Here is a 16,099-nt window from a genome sequence, read left to right as displayed (position 1 = left end):
TCTTGCCGGGAATCCGATATGAATTCCTGTGAGAATAGGCATTGTCCGGCAGGGAGGAGCGGGATGGCGTCACGCTATCATGAAGTCTATCAGTCCTGGAAACAGGATCCCGAAGCATTCTGGGCGGATGCCGCCCGTGAAATCGACTGGTTCACCCCTTGGGAGAAAGTGTTCGATCCCGATGCCGGGGCTTATGGACACTGGTTCACAGGCGCCACCTGCAACACCTGCTTCAACGCGCTCGACCGGCATGTGGCCGCCGGACGCGGCGAACAGACGGCTCTCATCTACGACAGCCCCATCGGTGGAAAGCAGAAGAGCTTCACCTACAGCGCATTGAAGGACGAGGTTTCCGCGCTCGCCGCAGTCCTGCAGGACCTCGGCGTAGAAAAGGGTGACCGCGTCATCATCTATATGCCGATGGTGCCGGAAGCCGTTTTCGCGATGCTGGCCTGCGCGCGCATAGGGGCCGTCCATTCCGTCGTATTCGGAGGCTTCGCCGCCCGTGAGCTGGCAGCGCGCATCGATGATGCTGCCCCCAAAGCCATCGTTTCGGCGTCCTGCGGCCTGGAACCCGGCCGTATCGTTTCCTACAAGCCCTTGCTCGACGAAGCGATCCGCCTGTCAAAGGTTAAACCGCAGAGTTGTCTTGTCCTGCAACGCGAGGAGCAGACCTGCGACCTCGTGGAAGGCAGGGACCACGACTATGAGGCGCTGGTGGGTAGCGCCCGCGCGGCTGGCCGCGACGTACCATGCGTACCGGTTCTTGCCACCGATCCGCTCTATGTTCTCTACACATCCGGCACCACCGGCCGGCCCAAGGGCGTGGTGCGCGATAATGGCGGCCATATGGTCCGGCTCAAATGGTCCATGTTCAACGAGTATGGCGTAAAGCCGGGAGAAACCTTCTGGGCAGCGTCCGATGTGGGCTGGGTGGTCGGCCACTCCTACATCGTCTATGCCCCCCTCCTGCACGGCTGCACGACAATCCTCTTCGAGGGAAAACCCGTTGGCACACCGGACGCGGGCGTCTTTTGGCGAGTCATTGCCGAACACGGCGTCGTAGCGCTCTTCACCGCCCCGACAGCCTTCCGCGCGATCCGCACCGCCGATCCCGATGCGGAACTGCTGGCCGGTTACGACATGAGCCGTTTCCGCACTCTCTTCCTTGCCGGCGAACGCGCCGACCCAGACACGGTGAAGTGGGCAGAAAGAACACTGGGCGTACCGGTGATCGATCACTGGTGGCAGACGGAGACCGGGGCGCCGATCAGCCAGGATCCCGTCGGCCTCGGCATGCTTCCGGTGAAATACGGCTCGCCCGGCCTGCCCATGCCGGGATACGACGTGCAGGTTCTGGACGATGCCGGGCATCCGGTGGAAACCGGCAAGCTTGGCAATGTGGTTGTGAAACTGCCATTGCCGCCCGGCGCACTGCCGACATTGTGGAACGACGACGAGCGGTTTCGCGAAGCCTATCTCAGTGAATTTCCAGGTTACTACAAGACCGCCGATGCCGGCATCCTGGACGAGGATGGCTATCTCTTCATCATGGCGCGCACCGACGACATCATCAATGTCGCCGGTCATCGCCTGTCGACCGGCGGCATGGAAGAAGTGGTGGCGGAACATCCCGCCGTCGCCGAATGCGCGGTCATCGGTATTGCCGATGCTCTCAAAGGACAGGTCCCCTGCGGCTTCGTGGTGCTGCACGGCAAGGCTCAGGCCGATATGGGCGCCGTCGAGAAAGAGCTGATCGCCATGGTCCGGGATCGTATCGGGCCCGTCGCCGCCTTCAAGAAGGTGGTGCCTGTAAAACGGTTGCCCAAGACGCGTTCGGGCAAGATTCTGCGCGCCACCATGCAGAAGATTGCCGACCATGAAGAGTGGGTGATGCCGGCGACGATCGACGACCCGGTCATTCTGGAAGAAATCGCCGAGGCGCTGAACAAGCCCTCAAGCTGAGGTTTCCGCGATGCCGGACACCCATCCGGCATCGCCGCAGGCACTGGCAGCCTCTTCACGCGCTTGACCTTCCCGCCCGTCCGTCGCAGGGTCCAGCAAATTTCGCGAAGAGGAAAATGACATGGCACTCGACGGCAAGACGGCAATCGTGACGGGGGGCGCCGGCGGCATCGGCTATGCCATTGCCGAGCGTTTTCTGCGTCATGGCGTCAAGGTCGTGATCGGGGATATCGACGGAGAGAAAGGCAAGACCGCCATTGCCGACTTGCAGAAGCTCGGCGATGCGCGCTTCATCAAGGCCGATATCAGCAAGCGCCTCGACATCCACAACCTGCTTGCCGAAACCATCGACGCCTTCGGCGACGTGGACATTCTCGTCAACAATGCGGGCGTGGTTCACAAGGCGAACTTCCTCGAGCTGCGCGAGGAAGAGTTTACGCGCGTGCTCGATATCAACCTGAAGGGCACGTTCCTGGCAGGCCAGGCGGTAGCCCGTTTCATGGTGGAGAAGGTGGAGAAGGGCGGCGCGCCCGGCGCCATCATCAACATGTCTTCCATCAACGCCGTGCTCGCCATTCCCGACCAGCTCGCCTACACCGTGTCGAAGGGTGGGGTCAGCCAGCTTACCCGGGTCATGGCCCTGGCGCTGGCTCCCTATGGCATCCGGGTGAACGCCATCGGCCCAGGCTCCATCATGACCGACATGCTGGCCAGCGTGAATGCCGATGCCGCCGCGCGAAACCGCGTCCTGTCGCGCACACCGCTCGGCCGCGTCGGTGAGCCGGATGAAATCGCATCCATCGCCACGTTCCTTGCCGATGATGATTCCAGCTACATCACCGGCCAGACCATCTACGCCGATGGTGGCCGGCTGCCGCTCAACTACACCGTGGACGTGAAGTCCGACCTCGGCTGAAGTCACCTCGCATCGCAAAGGATCGGGAAACCATGGGTGACCGCAAGAAAATCGGCCTCGTTTTCATCGAGAACTACGCCGATTGGGAATATGGACTGCTGGCCGCCTCCGCGGTGGAGTGGTTCGGTGTCGATGTGATCGCGTTAACGCCGGATGCGGGGACGGTGACTTCCATCGCCGGTTTCAAACGCACAGGCGAACGCGGCATCGCCGCCAACGAAAATGACGACCTCGACGCCGTGGCCGTCATCGGTTCCGATGGCTGGACTGCACCCGACACACCGGATGCTTCAGAACTTCTAAAGGCCGTGGAAGCGCGTGGCGGGATTGTCGGCGGCATCTGCGCAGGAACGCTCGCGCTGGCCCGCGCCGGACTTTTCGCCGGACGCTCCCATACCAGCAATGGCAAGGACTGGATCGAACGAAAGCTGCCCGATTATCCAGGCCAGGAACACTACCGGGATGTGCCCTTTGCCGTCGCCGACAACCGGATCGTCAGTGCGGCGGGAACCGCGCCTGCCACTTTCGCCATCCGTTTTCTGGAAGCTCTTTTGCCCGAAAAAGCGGCAATGCTCGTCGATTTCAAGGCGATGCTCGCCCGCGAATTCCAGCCGGACTGAGCGGTTCACACATTGACGAAGCTCCCGCCAGTACTCCTGACAGAAGGCTGTCAGGAGTACTGTGCAATTGTGCATCTCACACAATTGGAGAGCTATCGATGACCGACACCCTGCCCCTCAATGCCGTCGTCTGGGCCGAAATTCCCGTTACCGACATGGCCCGCGCCCGTGCGTTCTACGGCGCCGTTCTCATGAACGAAACAGACCTGCGCGAGGATGGCCCCAATCCCATGGCGGTCTTCGCGACGCGCAATCCGAAAGAAGCCGTGAGCGGGCACCTTTACCCTGGAAAACCAGCCCCGGAAGGCACCGGCCCGACCATTCATCTTGCCGTTCCTGCCCCCCTTGAAGACGCCATGGAACGGGTTACCGCCAATGGCGGAAAACTGGTCTCCCCCATAATCACTATCCCTGCTGGCCGTTTCGTGTATTGTCTCGACCCCGACGGAAACAGCTTCGGAATATTTGCGTGAGGAGAATAACGCATGCGCCGTGCTGACCGACTATTTCAGATCGTACAGCATCTTCGCGGCGGCCGACTTGTCACCGCGCGCCTTCTCAGCGAGCGCCTGGAGGTTTCCGAGCGCACGATCTATCGCGATATCGCCGACCTCCAGTCGACCGGCGTGCCGATCGACGGGGAGGCTGGCGTAGGCTATCTCATGCGGGAGGGGTTCGAACTCCCCCCGCTCATGTTCACGCGTGACGAGATCGTATCGCTTGTCGCAGGCGCGCGCATGGTGCGCGCCTTCGGTGGCGCTGCAATGGCGAGGGCTGCCGAAGAGGCACTCGTGAAAATCGGCACGGTGCTTCCCGAACAGGAGCGCGACCGCATCGACCGGACGGAGATTCACACACCTCGCTGGGTGGTGAGCGACACGGACCGGCAAACCATCGATGCGCTCGAGCGCGCGGTGGAGAAGCGCGAGGTTTTGCGTCTCGACTATAATGACGAGGCAGGCCGCGGTTCCGAGCGGGACGTGCGCCCCCTTGGCCTGTGGTTCTGGGGAAAGGTCTGGACGCTTGTCGCCTGGTGCGAGTTGCGCGGCGATTTCCGCACATTCCGCATAGACCGGATCGCCGCAACCTCGCTTGCCGGACGCACTTTCCGCCCCGAGCGCGGGAAGCAGCTTGCCGATTTCTACCGCCGCATGGAGATGCACGAAGCCATGGCAGGCCGCGCCTGCGCGAGCTGAGCACACGCTCTCACGGCCATGCTCTTGTCAGGCAATCAGGGTCTTGCAACGCCGATGCCTTCAAGCACCAGGCGTATGATTCGGCGGATTTCGCTCTCTTCGATCACCCCTTTCGGGAGAGCGTTCAGCATGGCTTGTCCATAGACGCCCAGCAGGATGAGCGTCATGAATTCGGCCGTTTCGTCCGGCCGGATCCGCGCTTGCACCTGGCCGAGTTTCAGAATGTCCCGCACGAGCCCCTGGAATGATGGACGGTCCCGAGGCAGCTCGACCGACGGCCTCACGGCCGGAGCAAGCGCAAGGAATGCCAATGCGGGATTGGCGAGGCACCAGCGCGCGCTGTCGATCAACACCAATTCCATGAGCGCCACGGCATCCTCATTCGATGTCATCAGCGCGCGATATCTGGCATCGTCCGCTTCGGCACGCGCAATCAGGCTGAGGGCGATTTCCTCCTTCGAACCGAAGAGATTGTAGACGGTCCGCCGCGTCAGCCCCGCGCGGTACGCAATCTCTTCCATTGAGGTTCCCCCAATTCCGAACTCTCGGAAAGCGGCATCGGCAGCAGCAAGAATCTGCTCTCGCGAGCGGGAGGTGCGTCTCAGGCTTGTCATTTTTATACAATAGTGCAATTTTGCACATATGTAAACTTGGAAGGCTTGGCAATGCTGGAAGAATTCGGCCCGAACATCTGGATTTCTGATGGCCCCATCGTGACCGCGGCGGCCGGATTTCACTACCCGACCCGGATGACGGTCATGCGCCTAACCGGCGGAGACCTCATGCTCTGGTCTCCCGTCGCATATTCGAACGACCTGCATTCGGCTGTCGAAAGTCTAGGGCAAATTCGCTATCTGGTCGCGCCAAACAGCCTGCATGACAGCTTTCTCGGCGATTGGCGGCACGCCTGCCCGCAAGCCTTCGTTTTTGTTGCACCCGGCCTGCGCGAGACATGGTCTGAACGTTCCGTCACGGGCGAACTCGGCAAAAACCCCATCCCCGAATGGGCGGAAGACCTCGATATCGTGTTGGTTCCCGGAAACCGGATTACCACCGAGGCCGTTCTGTTCCATCGCGCCAGCCGGACGGCGATCTTCACGGACTTGCTGCAACAGTTTCCGCGAGGATGGTTCAAAGGGTGGCGCGCGCTCATCGCCCGGCTTGACCTGATGACCGCGCCCGAACCGACCGTCCCGCGAAAATTCCGGATGGCTTTCACGGACCGGGTGGCTGCCCGCCAAGCCCTGCAGGCCATACTGGCCTGGCCGACTGAAAATGTCCTGATTGCCCATGGCCCGCCGGTAACCGGCAATGGAAAAGCGTTTCTGAAACGCGCTTTCAGCTGGCTCATCAGAGACTAGAACGTTTTGCAGTCAGGCGAGTTCACCGCACGCCAGCTTGGATGCGGAAACCCAAAAAAGAAAGAGCGCCGTGCATCCGAAACGATACACGGCGCTCCAAAACCGCTGGAAATAAGGAAGACTTACTCCTCGTCTTCCTCGTCCTCGGAACGGGACTTGAGCGAGGAAAGCTTGGCAAAGACGGCCTCGGCGTCGAGTTCCTTTTCCTCGTGACCGTGGTCGTCGCCCTGCGCATTCTCCACCGACAGACCTTCGGTCTGCGAAGCTGGCAGCAGCGTATCGCCAGCAGGCGCGGCAGGCGGTGCATAACGCGCCGCGCGCTGCACTTCGAGATCGAGATCGATCTGCGAGCACAGCCCGAGCGTCACCGGATCCATCGGCACGAGATTGGCCGAATTCCAGTGCGTGCGCTCGCGAATCTGCTCGATGGTCGACTTGGTCGTGCCCACGAGACGAGAAATCTGGGCATCCTTCAGTTCGGGATGGTTGCGCACCAGCCACAGAATGGCGTTCGGGCGGTCCTGACGCTTGGAGAGCGGCGTATAGCGCGGCCCCTTGCGCTTGGTTTCCGGCACCCGCACCTTCGGCTCCGAAAGCTTCAGCTTGTGGTTCGGATCACGCTCCGCGGTCGCGATCTCCTCGCGCGTGAGCTGGCCGGTCATGACCGGGTCCATGCCCTTGATGCCCTGCGCGGCATCGCCATCGGCGATGGCGCTAACCTCGAGCGGATGCAGTTTGCAGAACTCGGCGATCTGATCGAACGTCAGCGCCGTGTTGTCGACCAGCCACACGGCGGTGGCCTTTGGCATGAGAAGCGTATTGGCCATAGACAAGAATCCTCTTCCTTCGCCCGCGTCCCTGGCGCGGGCGGTGGTCATTACCACCGATGTTGGGAATATGGCCCCTTATAAACTGAAACGCGCGGCCAGCGCAACAAAATGCACGTAACAACTCCGCGAGAAGTGTCATGGAATTGTTATGGTTACGTCATCTGTTTGAAATCGAGGCTGACGATTGTGCCGCCCTCTGGGTCTTGAGGAAGCTTCGATCATGAAAAGCCGCACATTAATTCTGAGCCTGCTGCTTGGCACCACGGCAGCCGCACCGGCTTACGCCGAAATGACATTCAAGAGGATTGCCGCCTTTCCGGTAGCTGGAAACCTGCCAGCCGATGCCGATCCGGCAACGGAAACATCCTCCGAGATCATCGCCCGCAGCGCCGATGGCAAAACATTGATTTATTCGGACAGCCCGCTCGGCGGCGTCGGCATCGTCGACATCTCCGATCCCAAGGCCCCCAAGGCCGGCGGCGCCCTTTCGCTGGATGGGGAACCCACATCTGTCGGCGTTGTCGGCATGAAGGCCATCGCTGCTGTAAACACCTCCGAAAGCTACACGAACCCCTCGGGCAATCTGGCCATTATCGATATGGCCGCACGCACGACGGAGAAATCCTGCGACCTGGGCGGACAGCCCGATTCGGTTGCGGTCAGCGCCGACCAGCGCTTTCTTGCCGTCGCCATCGAGAACGAACGCGACGAGGACCTGAGTGACGGTGCTCTCCCGCAGATGCCGGCAGGCGACCTGAAGATTTTCACGCTCAATGACGGCACGCCCGATTGCGCGAGCATGAAGACGGTCTCCCTCACCGGTCTTGCCGAAATCGCTCCGGAAGATCCCGAGCCCGAATTCGTCGACTTCAACGATGCCGGCGAGATTGCCGTCACCCTGCAGGAAAACAACCATATTGCCATCGTTTCGGCACAGACCGGCGAAGTGATCAGCCACTTCTCCGCAGGCACCGTCAGCCAGAAGGGCATCGATACCCTCGACAATGGCGCCATTGCATTCGATCAGGCTGCCACCGACTTGAAGCGTGAGCCCGACGCCGTGAAATGGCTCGACGACAACCGCCTCGTCATTGCCAATGAAGGCGACTACGAGGGCGGCTCGCGCAGCTTCAGCATCTTCTCGAAATCGGGGGAGGTTTTGTTCGATTCCGGCACCGATCTCGAATACCGCGCCGCTACCGCAGGCCACTATCCCGACAAGCGTTCCGATGCCAAGGGCACAGAGCCCGAGGGTCTCGAAGTCGCGAAGTTCCGCGACCAGCAATATATCTTCGTTGCGCTGGAGCGCGCTTCGATGATCGTTGTCTATCGCGACACCGGAGCCGTTCCCGAATTCGTACAGGTGCTCCCCTCCGGAATCGGCCCCGAGGGTCTCGTCGCCATTCCTGAGCGCAACCTGCTCGTCACGGCCAACGAAACCGATCTGGTGGAAGATGGCGGCGCACGTTCCCACGTCATGCTCTACGAACTGAGCGACGGCCCGGCTGCCTATCCGACCATCGCGTCGGTAAATGACGAAAGCGGCGCGCCCATTGGCTGGGGCGCCCTGTCCGGTCTCGCCGCCGACCCTGAGAAGCCCGGCATGCTCTATGCGGTTTCCGATTCCTTCTACCGCAACGCTCCGGCGATCTTCGCCATCGACGCCACGAAGAAGCCCGCCAGCATCACCCGCAAGATCGCTATCACACGGGACGGTGCGGCTGCGCAGAAGCTCGACCTCGAAGGCATCGTGGCCGATGGCAAGGGTGGGTTCTGGCTCGCTTCGGAAGGCGACAGCAACAAGCTTACGCCCCACGCGCTCTATCAGGTGGACGCTGAAGGTCGCATTCGCAAGGAGATCGGCTTCCCGCTGGAACTCCGCGCCAATCAGGTACGCTTCGGCATGGAAGGCATCACGACCGTTGGCGAAGGCGACGACCAGATGCTCGTTATGGCCATTCAGCGCGAATGGAAGGACGATCCCAAGGGTCAGGTGAAGCTGGTCGCCTACAAGCCCGCCTCCAAGGAGTGGTCCGCCGTGCGCTATCCGCTCGACGCCGCAGAAAAGGGCTGGGTCGGCCTTTCGGAGATAACCGCCCACAACGGCAAGCTCTACATCATCGAGCGCGACAACCAGATCGGCACCGCAGCGAAGATCAAGAAGCTCTATACCGTCTCGCTTGAAGGCTTCAAGCCAGTCGCTCTCGGCTCGGAACTGCCCGCCGTCGAGAAGACGCTGGTGCGCGACCTGATCGGCGACATGAAGACCGCCACCAACGGCTATGTGGTCGACAAGATCGAAGGCTTCACCATCGACGCTGACGGCACCGCCTATTTCGTCACCGACAATGATGGTGTGGACGATTCTTCCGGTGAGACGATCTTCGTCAATCTCGGCAAGCTCGACGCCGTGAACTGACCCGCCTCAGCCTCCCAAGGCAGCAAGCCCCGGCCGCAAGGCCGGGGTTTCCCGTTTGAGAGGCGTGTGGCGACGATGTTATGCGCTCCCATAAAACGATGAGCCGCTTCAGGAAACGTCGAGCACGATCTTTCCGATATGCGCCCCTTCTTCCATACGCTCATGCGCCCGCCAGGCTTCATGCAACGGGTAGATCATGTCCATAACGGGTGCGATCTTGCGGGCGGCGAAAAGCGGCCAGACATGAGCTTCGAGGTCAGTTGCGATCCGCGCCTTGAAAGCAACCGAGCGCGGCCGCAACGTGGATCCCGTATGCGTGAGCCGTTTCATCATCAGCTTGGAGAAATCCGCCGTCGCCTTCGCTCCGTTGAGAAACGCGATCTGCACGATGCGGCCGTCCATCGCTGCCGCCGAATAATTACGGTCCACATAATCGCCGCCGATCATGTCAAGGATGACATCGGCCCCTCGGCCGTCCGTCTCCTCCTTCACGGCGGCAACGAAATCCTCCTCCCGATAATTGATGGCGCGTACTGCGCCCAGCGCGGCGCAGGCGGCGCATTTTTCGGCCGATCCCGCCGTCGCGATCACCTTCGACCCGAGGGCGGCGGCAAGCTGTATCGCCGTCGTGCCGATACCCGACGACCCGCCATGCACGAGCAGTGTTTCCCCCTCGCGAAGCCCACCGCGCTGGAACACATTGTGCCAGACGGTGAAATAGGTTTCAGGCACCGCGGCTGCTTCCGTGAACGTGAAACCGTGCGGTACCGGCAGGGCATTGGTTTCATGCACAACACAGAATTCGGCGTAGCCGCCACCCGGCGTCAACGCCGTCACACGGTCTCCAACCTGCCAGCGCTTCACGCCTTCGCCGATCGCCGCGACTTCACCCGCAGCTTCGAGACCCGGCAGGTCGGAAGCATCCGGCGGCGGCGGATAGGCTCCCTTGCGCTGCAGGACATCGGGACGATTGATGCCCGCCGCCCGCACACGCAGGAGGATTTCCCCCGGCCCCGGTCTCGGAACCGCTCTCTGTTCCGGTTTCAGGACCATGGGACCGCCGGGTTCGCTGATCGCCACGGCCGTCATCTTCTCGGGAAGCGCATTTTGTTCCATGATGCCCCTGCTGATTTGCAGCTGATCCGCAAGAACATGGGCGGAGCAGACTGTCGGGTGGATCGCGGCACGAAGCCAAACGGACCTCCCGGTTATGCATCGCGAAGCAGGCGGGAGGCAACGGGAGAAGCGTCATGAGTATTTTCGACGAAAACGAGACCAAACCCGCGGTCGGCCATCAGATCGGGCAGGATCTTTCCCTCCTGTCGGTCGACGAGCTGCAGAAGCGGATTGGCCAGTTGCGGGAGGAGATCGTCCGGCTGGAACAGGAGGTCGCCAGCAAGGGTGCAACCCGAAACGCGGCCGAGGCGTTGTTTAAACGCGGATAACCGCGTGGTCAAAACGCGGATAACCGCGTGGGTCAAAGACCGGAAGCCGCAGGCAAAACGGCAACAGCCTCTTTCCTGCCACGAAATCGAGCGAAGGCCTTTGGCAGCATCGCCGGGGCCGGAAACGAACACTTTTTACGCGGAACGGGTTTTCATGCTGTCACCCCTCGTCTCGATCACCGCTCTCCTGCTGGGAACGGCCTTCCTGCTGACGGGCTCCGGATTGCATGGTCTGCTTTTGCCGTTGCGTGGTCAGATGGAAGGCTTTCCAACGGCGGCCCTGGGCACGCTCGGTACAGCCTGGGCGGCGGGTTTCATCGCTGGCTGTATCTTCGGTCCGCGGCTGGTGCGCCGCGTGGGACACGTGCGCGCCTTCGGCGCATTCGCCGCTTCCGGCGCGATCATCGCACTTCTGACAGGGATGTGGATCGAATCGGTTGCCTGGATCGTGCTGCGCGCCTTCACCGGTTTCATCATGGCCGGCGCATTCATGGTGATCGAGAGCTGGCTGAACGAGAAATCCACCAACGAGAACCGCGGCACCGTGTTCGGTGTCTACATGATCATCACCTATGCCGCGCTGACGGCGGGCCAGATGACGGTGGCTTTCGGCGATGTCTCCAACACCTTGCTCTTCATGACGGCAGGCATTCTGTTCTGCCTGGCGCTCATTCCGACAGCCGTGTCGAAAGCGGTCACTCCGCAGCCTCTCGCGGAAGTCTCCCTTGACCTCAAGGCGCTTTACAGCAATTCGCCAGTGGCCGTGATCGGTTGCGTCCTGATCGGCATCGCCAATGGCGCCTGGGGCACGCTCGGTCCGGTCTATGGCGGCGAGATCGGCATTTCCACACTGCAGATCGCCACCATGATGAGCATCGCCGTACTCGCTGGCGCCTCCCTGCAATTACCAGCCGGGCGCCTTTCGGATCGTATCGACCGCCGTCTGGTCATCAGCGGTGCAGCCTTCGGCTCGGGGCTCATTGGGCTGATCATCCTCTTTACCGCACCGCGTGACGGAACCACCGTTGTCGTGATGACCGCCATCTACGGGGCCTTCGCCTATACGCTCTATTCAATCATCGTCGCACACGCGAATGACCACGCATCCCCCGAGGAATTCGTGAAGGTCTCAAGCGGCCTGCTTCTGCTCTATGGGTTCGGCACCATGCTTGGGCCTCTCTTCGGCGGTTTCATGATGGAATGGTTCAAGCCCGAAACCCTGTTTCTCATCACAGCCCTCGCCCATATGGCCCTTGCCGGCTATGCGTTGCTGCGCATTTCCAGGCGCGCGCCCATACCCGCAGAAGAACGCGAAGCCTTCAAGACGCTGCCGTCCGAGCGCGCCGCCACCCCGCAGGCCGCGGTCCTCGACCCGCGCAGCGACACGGACGAAGAAACGGATGGAGCCGATTTCGAAGGCGCGAAATAACGGCCCCTGAAAACGAAAGCCCCCGCATCCGTGGTCTGGGATGCGGGGGCCTTAAACCTCAATGGCTGCGGAAATCCGTTAATGGCGGGTGTGACCCATTACGAGCTTCTCAATCTCATCCTTGATGGCCAACTTGCGTCGTTTGAGTTCGGCAAGATCGAGTTCGTCGACGGACGGATGAAGCTTGGCGTCGTCAAGTTCGCGCTCCAGTTCTCCGTGCTTGCGCTTCAACTCGGCAAGATGGGATTCAAGAGACATGATTTGGATCTCCTTCGTTTCCTCGTTATCGTGCCGGCGCGGGCACCTGTCCACGCAGACCGGCCACAGAAAAGAGTGTGCCACCGCAATTGTGGCTTGTCGAACAGAAGCTGGTAGGATTTTCCGTCGCGACAAAATGTGGTATAAGCCGCGCGCTGTCGTTCATTTCGGCAGTGCACACAAAACTATGATTTTGCGCAAGAATTGCTCGCTCGTGGATCAGCGCTCAGTGGTAACATCGGAACAGGAACAGGCGGACATTCGTCTCGAATTGGCGCGCCTCAAACAGGATCATGCGGATTTCGATGCCGCAATTCAGGCCATGATCGCGACCGGCTGCGATCCCTTGCGCATCCAGCGCATGAAAAAGAAGAAGCTGTCCTGCAAGGACAAGATGCAGCAGCTTGAGGACCGCATCATACCGGACATAATCGCCTGAATAGCTGTTGTCTTTTCGCCTGTATGCCTTGCCGGGCTTGCGGTTCCGACCAGTATTGACTACAGCCTGCCCCTTAAAGATTTTGCAGTCAGGCGAAATCACCCGGCGTTGCATGAACGCAACGGAAACAACGGGCGGCCCGTTTCATCCCCCAATGGAAAATCCTGCGGGACGCGATGAAGCGGTCGAAACGAGGGGATTGCATGGCCGAACGATCAGCCCCCGTGGCAATCATCATGGGAAGCCAGTCCGACTGGACGACGATGCGCCACGCAGCCGATACGCTGGACGCGCTCGGCATTGAATACGAGGCACGCATCGTCTCTGCGCACCGTACGCCGGAACGGTTGTACGAATTTGCGCGCAGCGCCCGGGACGAAGGCTTCGAGGTCATTATTGCCGGCGCCGGCGGAGCGGCCCACCTGCCTGGCATGACGGCCGCCATGACCCCCCTTCCCGTCTTTGGCGTTCCCGTTGAATCAAAGGCGCTGTCCGGTCAGGATTCGCTCCTGTCCATCGTTCAGATGCCCGCCGGCATTCCCGTCGGAACGCTGGCGATCGGTCGCGCGGGCGCCGTCAATGCGGCCCTGCTCGCTGCAGCGGTTCTGGCTCTTCACGATGACGATCTCGCCGACCGCCTCGACGCCTGGCGCGCCGCCCAGACGGCAAAGGTCGCCGACTATCCGGTCGACGAACCCAACTGACAAAACCATGAACGAACCCCTCTCTCCCGGCGCCACCATCGGCATTCTCGGCGGAGGCCAGCTTGGCCGCATGCTCGCCATGGCCGCTGCCCGCCTCGGCTACCGCATCGCCATCCTCGATCCCGCCAAGGACAGTCCTGCGGCGCAGGTGGCCAACATTTTCATCCACGCTGAATATGATGATCCTGCTGCATTGCGAAAACTCGCCGATTGCAGCGACGTGATCACTTACGAATTCGAGAACGTGCCGGTCTGCATCACCCGCACCCTGTCCGAACGGGTGTCGGTATTTCCTCCACCGGATGCGCTGGAAGCCGCCCAGGACCGCCTGACGGAGAAGATTTTCCTCAATTCAGCCGGGATATCCACAGCACCCTTCGTTTCTGTGGACAGCGATGCCGATCTGGCGGCCGGGCTGGAACGTTTTTCAGGCAACGGCGTGCTGAAAACGCGCCGCATGGGCTACGACGGCAAAGGTCAGCGCGTCTTTCGTTCCGCAACGCCCGAAAGCGCCGTCGGTGCATTCGAAGCGATGGGGAATGTCCCGCTGATCCTTGAGGGGCTCGTGCCTTTCGTTCGCGAGGTATCGGTGATCGCAGCGCGCGGCATGGATGGATCGGTCGCCGTTTACGACCCCGTGGAAAACGTCCACCGCGACGGCATTCTTCATCGCTCGTCGGTGCCTGCCGAGATAGCACCGGAAACCGCCGATGCGGCGCGCCGGGCAGCCCATGACATCCTTGCAGCGCTGGGCTATGTCGGCGTGATCGGCGTTGAGTTCTTCGTTCTCGATTCCGGCCGCATCCTCGCCAATGAGATGGCGCCGCGCGTACACAATTCAGGTCACTGGACGGAAGCCGCCTGTACGGTGTCCCAGTTCGAGCAGCACATCCGCGCCGTTGCCGGCCTGCCGCTCGGTTCAACGGGGCGGCATTCCGACTGTGTCATGGAGAATCTGATTGGGGATGAGGTGCTGCAAGCTCCCGAACTTCTGCGCGAGCCCGATCTGCTGCTGCACCTCTATGGCAAGGCCGAAAGCCGGCCCGGCCGAAAGATGGGTCACTTCACCCGCGTCAGGAGCAGGTGACGTCACCCTCCTCGCAAGTCGCGTGGGCATCCAGCTGCTGGGTACGCTGCTCCGTCAGCTCGGTCAGGCACATGGCCTTGAGCATCGGCTGGATTGAACCGCCCTCCGTGCCCATGGTCGAGAAAGCGCATTCCGCGTCGCGGAACTTGATCCAGGCGCGCTGTGCTTCCAGAAGCGCCTTCCGCCCGGGCTCGTCATCCGCAAGGCGCTCCCTGACCTTGGAATAGCTCGCGTTGAGGTTCTTGTCGGCTGCCTGATAGTCCCTGCCCGCGCAGATCGTCATGTCCGATTGCGTCTGCGGGTCCTTGCAATCCGGCTCCTGCGCGATCGCCGGAGCGGCAATTGCGAAGGACGAGGCAATGAGAAATGCATGAATGAGTTTTCCTGAAAGCATTCCGGTCTCCGATTCTCTTCCACCCGCCCGATTGAACATCAGCCACGCCCTCAAACGCAATCGGAAACCCTCCAGATGGTTGACACGGACAAGCATCCTCGTCTAAGAGCCTCGCAACTCTTTTGGCGCGCCGATCTCTGCGCGCCTTGTTGTTTGCGGGCCATCTGGCCCAACCATGGACAAGACCGATGAAGATCAAGAACTCGCTGAAAGCGCTGAAGACCCGCCACCGGGAAAACCGCCTGGTCCGCCGCAAGGGCCGCATCTACATCATCAACAAGTCCAACCCGCGCTTCAAGGCACGGCAGGGCTGATTGCCGCGCTCTGGCGGCATTCACGCGAAAGTCAGTTTTCACTAAGCCTTGCCGCGCGTATGATCGCGGCATGGTACGATTCCTCGCAATCCTGAGCATCGCGTTTCTGACGGCCTCGCCTCTGGCGTGGGCCGAGGATCGTCCGCAACAGGACGAAGCGGTTGCGAGCGCCGGTCAAGCTGGCACATCCCGCCTCGACAAGCTCTTCATGGATTTGAAACGCGAGCGCAACGAACAGGCTGCGCGGCGCATAGCCTTGCGCATCGGCGAGACCTGGACCAACGCCGCCGGAGATACCGCGGCTCTCTTGATGGGCTGGGCGAACGATGCCGTGAAGGCGGAGAAATTCTCCGTCGCACTCGACTTCCTCGACCAGCTTGTTCTGCTTTACCCCGATTATGCCGAGGGCTGGAATCGCCGCGCCACGGTGCATTTCATGCGCAAGGATTATGCGCGGTCCATGGCCGACATTTCACGCGTTTTGGAACTGGAACCCCGTCACTTCGGCGCTCTGGCGGGCATGGCCCGCATTTTCCAGGACACCAACCGCAACGAACAGGCGCTTGCCGTCTATGAGCAGATTCTGGACGTCTACCCGATGTTGCGCAGCGCGCAAAAGGCCATGTCCGAAATCTCGGACAAGCTGGACGGTCGGGGCATATAGAGCGTGTTGCTGTTCAGGTGAGATCACCTGAACCCAAAAACACCTTTCAACCCAACGC

At 61.1% G+C, this 16,099-nt stretch carries 19 protein-coding genes; 14 read left to right on the top strand and 5 right to left on the bottom strand.

Features of this window, described 5'->3' with window-relative positions:
- Positions 1 to 63 precede the first annotated feature (63 nt).
- The 5 genes from NA8A_RS20330 to NA8A_RS20310 all read left to right on the top strand — a co-directional run bounded on the left by NA8A_RS20330 (position 64) and on the right by NA8A_RS20310 (position 4,697).
- Entirely contained in the window at positions 64 to 1,965 is a 1,902-nt protein-coding gene (locus NA8A_RS20330; RefSeq protein ID WP_009452280.1) for a propionyl-CoA synthetase, read from the top strand.
- 121 nt (positions 1,966 to 2,086) lie between these two features.
- Positions 2,087 to 2,881: an SDR family NAD(P)-dependent oxidoreductase gene (locus NA8A_RS20325; RefSeq protein ID WP_009452279.1), complete on the top strand. Its 795-nt coding sequence runs from the start codon at positions 2,087 to 2,089 to the stop codon at positions 2,879 to 2,881.
- Positions 2,882 to 2,913: 32 nt separating this feature from the next.
- Positions 2,914 to 3,501 carry a DJ-1/PfpI family protein gene (locus NA8A_RS20320; RefSeq protein ID WP_009452278.1) on the top strand — a complete coding sequence of 196 codons (588 nt, stop codon included), beginning with the start codon at positions 2,914 to 2,916 and terminating at the stop codon, positions 3,499 to 3,501.
- 98 nt (positions 3,502 to 3,599) lie between these two features.
- A complete protein-coding gene (locus tag NA8A_RS20315; RefSeq protein ID WP_009452277.1) occupies positions 3,600 to 3,974 on the top strand; it encodes a VOC family protein in 375 nt (124 codons plus the stop codon).
- A 12-nt stretch (positions 3,975 to 3,986) separates the two neighbouring features.
- A complete protein-coding gene (locus tag NA8A_RS20310; protein WP_009452276.1) occupies positions 3,987 to 4,697 on the top strand; it encodes a helix-turn-helix transcriptional regulator in 711 nt (236 codons plus the stop codon).
- A 35-nt stretch (positions 4,698 to 4,732) separates the two neighbouring features.
- Here the strand turns inward: NA8A_RS20310 and NA8A_RS20305 are convergent, their stop codons facing one another.
- Positions 4,733 to 5,311, bottom strand: a complete 579-nt coding sequence (locus NA8A_RS20305) for a TetR/AcrR family transcriptional regulator (RefSeq protein WP_074896707.1) — start codon at positions 5,309 to 5,311, stop codon at positions 4,733 to 4,735.
- 51 nt (positions 5,312 to 5,362) lie between these two features.
- Between NA8A_RS20305 and NA8A_RS20300 the strand changes: the two genes are divergently transcribed.
- Entirely contained in the window at positions 5,363 to 6,058 is a 696-nt protein-coding gene (locus NA8A_RS20300) for a DUF4336 domain-containing protein (protein WP_009452274.1), read from the top strand.
- 122 nt (positions 6,059 to 6,180) lie between these two features.
- Here the strand turns inward: NA8A_RS20300 and NA8A_RS20295 are convergent, their stop codons facing one another.
- Complete coding sequence (locus NA8A_RS20295) at positions 6,181 to 6,885, bottom strand: DUF1013 domain-containing protein (protein ID WP_009452273.1); 705 nt, start codon at positions 6,883 to 6,885, stop codon at positions 6,181 to 6,183.
- A gap of 223 nt (positions 6,886 to 7,108) precedes the next feature.
- Here NA8A_RS20295 and NA8A_RS20290 point away from each other — a divergent pair, with 223 nt between their 5' ends.
- Positions 7,109 to 9,307 (top strand): esterase-like activity of phytase family protein, encoded by a 2,199-nt coding sequence (locus NA8A_RS20290; RefSeq protein WP_009452272.1) that lies wholly within the window; start codon positions 7,109 to 7,111, stop codon positions 9,305 to 9,307.
- A 108-nt stretch (positions 9,308 to 9,415) separates the two neighbouring features.
- Here NA8A_RS20290 and NA8A_RS20285 read toward each other — a convergent pair whose 3' ends face one another.
- On the bottom strand, positions 9,416 to 10,423 hold the full coding sequence (locus tag NA8A_RS20285) for an NAD(P)H-quinone oxidoreductase (protein ID WP_240532829.1): 1,008 nt from the start codon (positions 10,421 to 10,423) through the stop codon (positions 9,416 to 9,418).
- 134 nt (positions 10,424 to 10,557) lie between these two features.
- Here NA8A_RS20285 and NA8A_RS20280 point away from each other — a divergent pair, with 134 nt between their 5' ends.
- Both NA8A_RS20280 and NA8A_RS20275 read left to right on the top strand, forming a co-directional pair.
- A complete protein-coding gene (locus NA8A_RS20280) occupies positions 10,558 to 10,752 on the top strand; it encodes a DUF1192 domain-containing protein (protein WP_009452270.1) in 195 nt (64 codons plus the stop codon).
- Positions 10,753 to 10,906: 154 nt separating this feature from the next.
- Complete coding sequence (locus NA8A_RS20275; protein ID WP_040673224.1) at positions 10,907 to 12,181, top strand: MFS transporter; 1,275 nt, start codon at positions 10,907 to 10,909, stop codon at positions 12,179 to 12,181.
- A gap of 78 nt (positions 12,182 to 12,259) precedes the next feature.
- Here NA8A_RS20275 and NA8A_RS20270 read toward each other — a convergent pair whose 3' ends face one another.
- Positions 12,260 to 12,439, bottom strand: a complete 180-nt coding sequence (locus tag NA8A_RS20270; RefSeq protein WP_009452268.1) for a YdcH family protein — start codon at positions 12,437 to 12,439, stop codon at positions 12,260 to 12,262.
- A 187-nt stretch (positions 12,440 to 12,626) separates the two neighbouring features.
- Between NA8A_RS20270 and NA8A_RS20265 the strand changes: the two genes are divergently transcribed.
- The 3 genes from NA8A_RS20265 to NA8A_RS20255 all read left to right on the top strand — a co-directional run bounded on the left by NA8A_RS20265 (position 12,627) and on the right by NA8A_RS20255 (position 14,669).
- Entirely contained in the window at positions 12,627 to 12,878 is a 252-nt protein-coding gene (locus tag NA8A_RS20265) for a YdcH family protein (RefSeq protein WP_009452267.1), read from the top strand.
- A gap of 203 nt (positions 12,879 to 13,081) precedes the next feature.
- A complete protein-coding gene (gene purE, locus NA8A_RS20260; RefSeq protein ID WP_009452266.1) occupies positions 13,082 to 13,582 on the top strand; it encodes a 5-(carboxyamino)imidazole ribonucleotide mutase in 501 nt (166 codons plus the stop codon).
- Positions 13,583 to 13,589: 7 nt separating this feature from the next.
- Entirely contained in the window at positions 13,590 to 14,669 is a 1,080-nt protein-coding gene (locus tag NA8A_RS20255; RefSeq protein ID WP_009452265.1) for a 5-(carboxyamino)imidazole ribonucleotide synthase, read from the top strand.
- On the opposite strand, the gene NA8A_RS20250 is transcribed toward NA8A_RS20255, so the two are convergent.
- Complete coding sequence (locus NA8A_RS20250; RefSeq protein WP_009452264.1) at positions 14,656 to 15,063, bottom strand: lysozyme inhibitor LprI family protein; 408 nt, start codon at positions 15,061 to 15,063, stop codon at positions 14,656 to 14,658. The genes NA8A_RS20255 and NA8A_RS20250 overlap by 14 nt on opposite strands.
- Positions 15,064 to 15,251: 188 nt before the next feature.
- On the opposite strand from NA8A_RS20250, the gene ykgO reads away from it, so the two are divergent.
- Together ykgO and NA8A_RS20240 are read left to right on the top strand one after the other, a co-directional pair.
- Positions 15,252 to 15,377 carry a type B 50S ribosomal protein L36 gene (gene ykgO, locus NA8A_RS20245; protein WP_009452263.1) on the top strand — a complete coding sequence of 42 codons (126 nt, stop codon included), beginning with the start codon at positions 15,252 to 15,254 and terminating at the stop codon, positions 15,375 to 15,377.
- A gap of 70 nt (positions 15,378 to 15,447) precedes the next feature.
- Positions 15,448 to 16,041 (top strand): tetratricopeptide repeat protein, encoded by a 594-nt coding sequence (locus NA8A_RS20240; protein WP_009452262.1) that lies wholly within the window; start codon positions 15,448 to 15,450, stop codon positions 16,039 to 16,041.
- Positions 16,042 to 16,099: the final 58 nt, after the last annotated feature.

This window comes from Nitratireductor indicus C115 (assembly GCF_000300515.1).
GTDB classification, from domain to species: Bacteria; Pseudomonadota; Alphaproteobacteria; order Rhizobiales; family Rhizobiaceae; genus Nitratireductor; species Nitratireductor indicus.
This window is presented reverse-complemented; position numbering and strand designations above follow the sequence as displayed.

Excerpts from the sequence above, each read along its gene's own strand:
- NA8A_RS20330 (WP_009452280.1), top strand. The coding sequence starts at position 64 with ATGGCGTCACGCTATCATGAAGTCTATCAGTCCTGGAAACAGGATCCC.
- NA8A_RS20325 (WP_009452279.1), top strand. The coding sequence starts at position 2,087 with ATGGCACTCGACGGCAAGACGGCAATCGTGACGGGGGGCGCCGGCGGC.
- NA8A_RS20320 (WP_009452278.1), top strand. The coding sequence starts at position 2,914 with ATGGGTGACCGCAAGAAAATCGGCCTCGTTTTCATCGAGAACTACGCC.
- NA8A_RS20315 (WP_009452277.1), top strand. The coding sequence starts at position 3,600 with ATGACCGACACCCTGCCCCTCAATGCCGTCGTCTGGGCCGAAATTCCC.
- NA8A_RS20310 (WP_009452276.1), top strand. The coding sequence starts at position 3,987 with ATGCGCCGTGCTGACCGACTATTTCAGATCGTACAGCATCTTCGCGGC.
- NA8A_RS20305 (WP_074896707.1), bottom strand. The coding sequence starts at position 5,311 with ATGACAAGCCTGAGACGCACCTCCCGCTCGCGAGAGCAGATTCTTGCT.
- NA8A_RS20300 (WP_009452274.1), top strand. The coding sequence starts at position 5,363 with ATGCTGGAAGAATTCGGCCCGAACATCTGGATTTCTGATGGCCCCATC.
- NA8A_RS20295 (WP_009452273.1), bottom strand. The coding sequence starts at position 6,885 with ATGGCCAATACGCTTCTCATGCCAAAGGCCACCGCCGTGTGGCTGGTC.
- NA8A_RS20290 (WP_009452272.1), top strand. The coding sequence starts at position 7,109 with ATGAAAAGCCGCACATTAATTCTGAGCCTGCTGCTTGGCACCACGGCA.
- NA8A_RS20285 (WP_240532829.1), bottom strand. The coding sequence starts at position 10,423 with ATGGAACAAAATGCGCTTCCCGAGAAGATGACGGCCGTGGCGATCAGC.
- NA8A_RS20280 (WP_009452270.1), top strand. The coding sequence starts at position 10,558 with ATGAGTATTTTCGACGAAAACGAGACCAAACCCGCGGTCGGCCATCAG.
- NA8A_RS20275 (WP_040673224.1), top strand. The coding sequence starts at position 10,907 with ATGCTGTCACCCCTCGTCTCGATCACCGCTCTCCTGCTGGGAACGGCC.
- NA8A_RS20270 (WP_009452268.1), bottom strand. The coding sequence starts at position 12,439 with ATGTCTCTTGAATCCCATCTTGCCGAGTTGAAGCGCAAGCACGGAGAA.
- NA8A_RS20265 (WP_009452267.1), top strand. The coding sequence starts at position 12,627 with ATGATTTTGCGCAAGAATTGCTCGCTCGTGGATCAGCGCTCAGTGGTA.
- purE (WP_009452266.1), top strand. The coding sequence starts at position 13,082 with ATGGCCGAACGATCAGCCCCCGTGGCAATCATCATGGGAAGCCAGTCC.
- NA8A_RS20255 (WP_009452265.1), top strand. The coding sequence starts at position 13,590 with ATGAACGAACCCCTCTCTCCCGGCGCCACCATCGGCATTCTCGGCGGA.
- NA8A_RS20250 (WP_009452264.1), bottom strand. The coding sequence starts at position 15,063 with ATGCTTTCAGGAAAACTCATTCATGCATTTCTCATTGCCTCGTCCTTC.
- ykgO (WP_009452263.1), top strand. The coding sequence starts at position 15,252 with ATGAAGATCAAGAACTCGCTGAAAGCGCTGAAGACCCGCCACCGGGAA.
- NA8A_RS20240 (WP_009452262.1), top strand. The coding sequence starts at position 15,448 with ATGGTACGATTCCTCGCAATCCTGAGCATCGCGTTTCTGACGGCCTCG.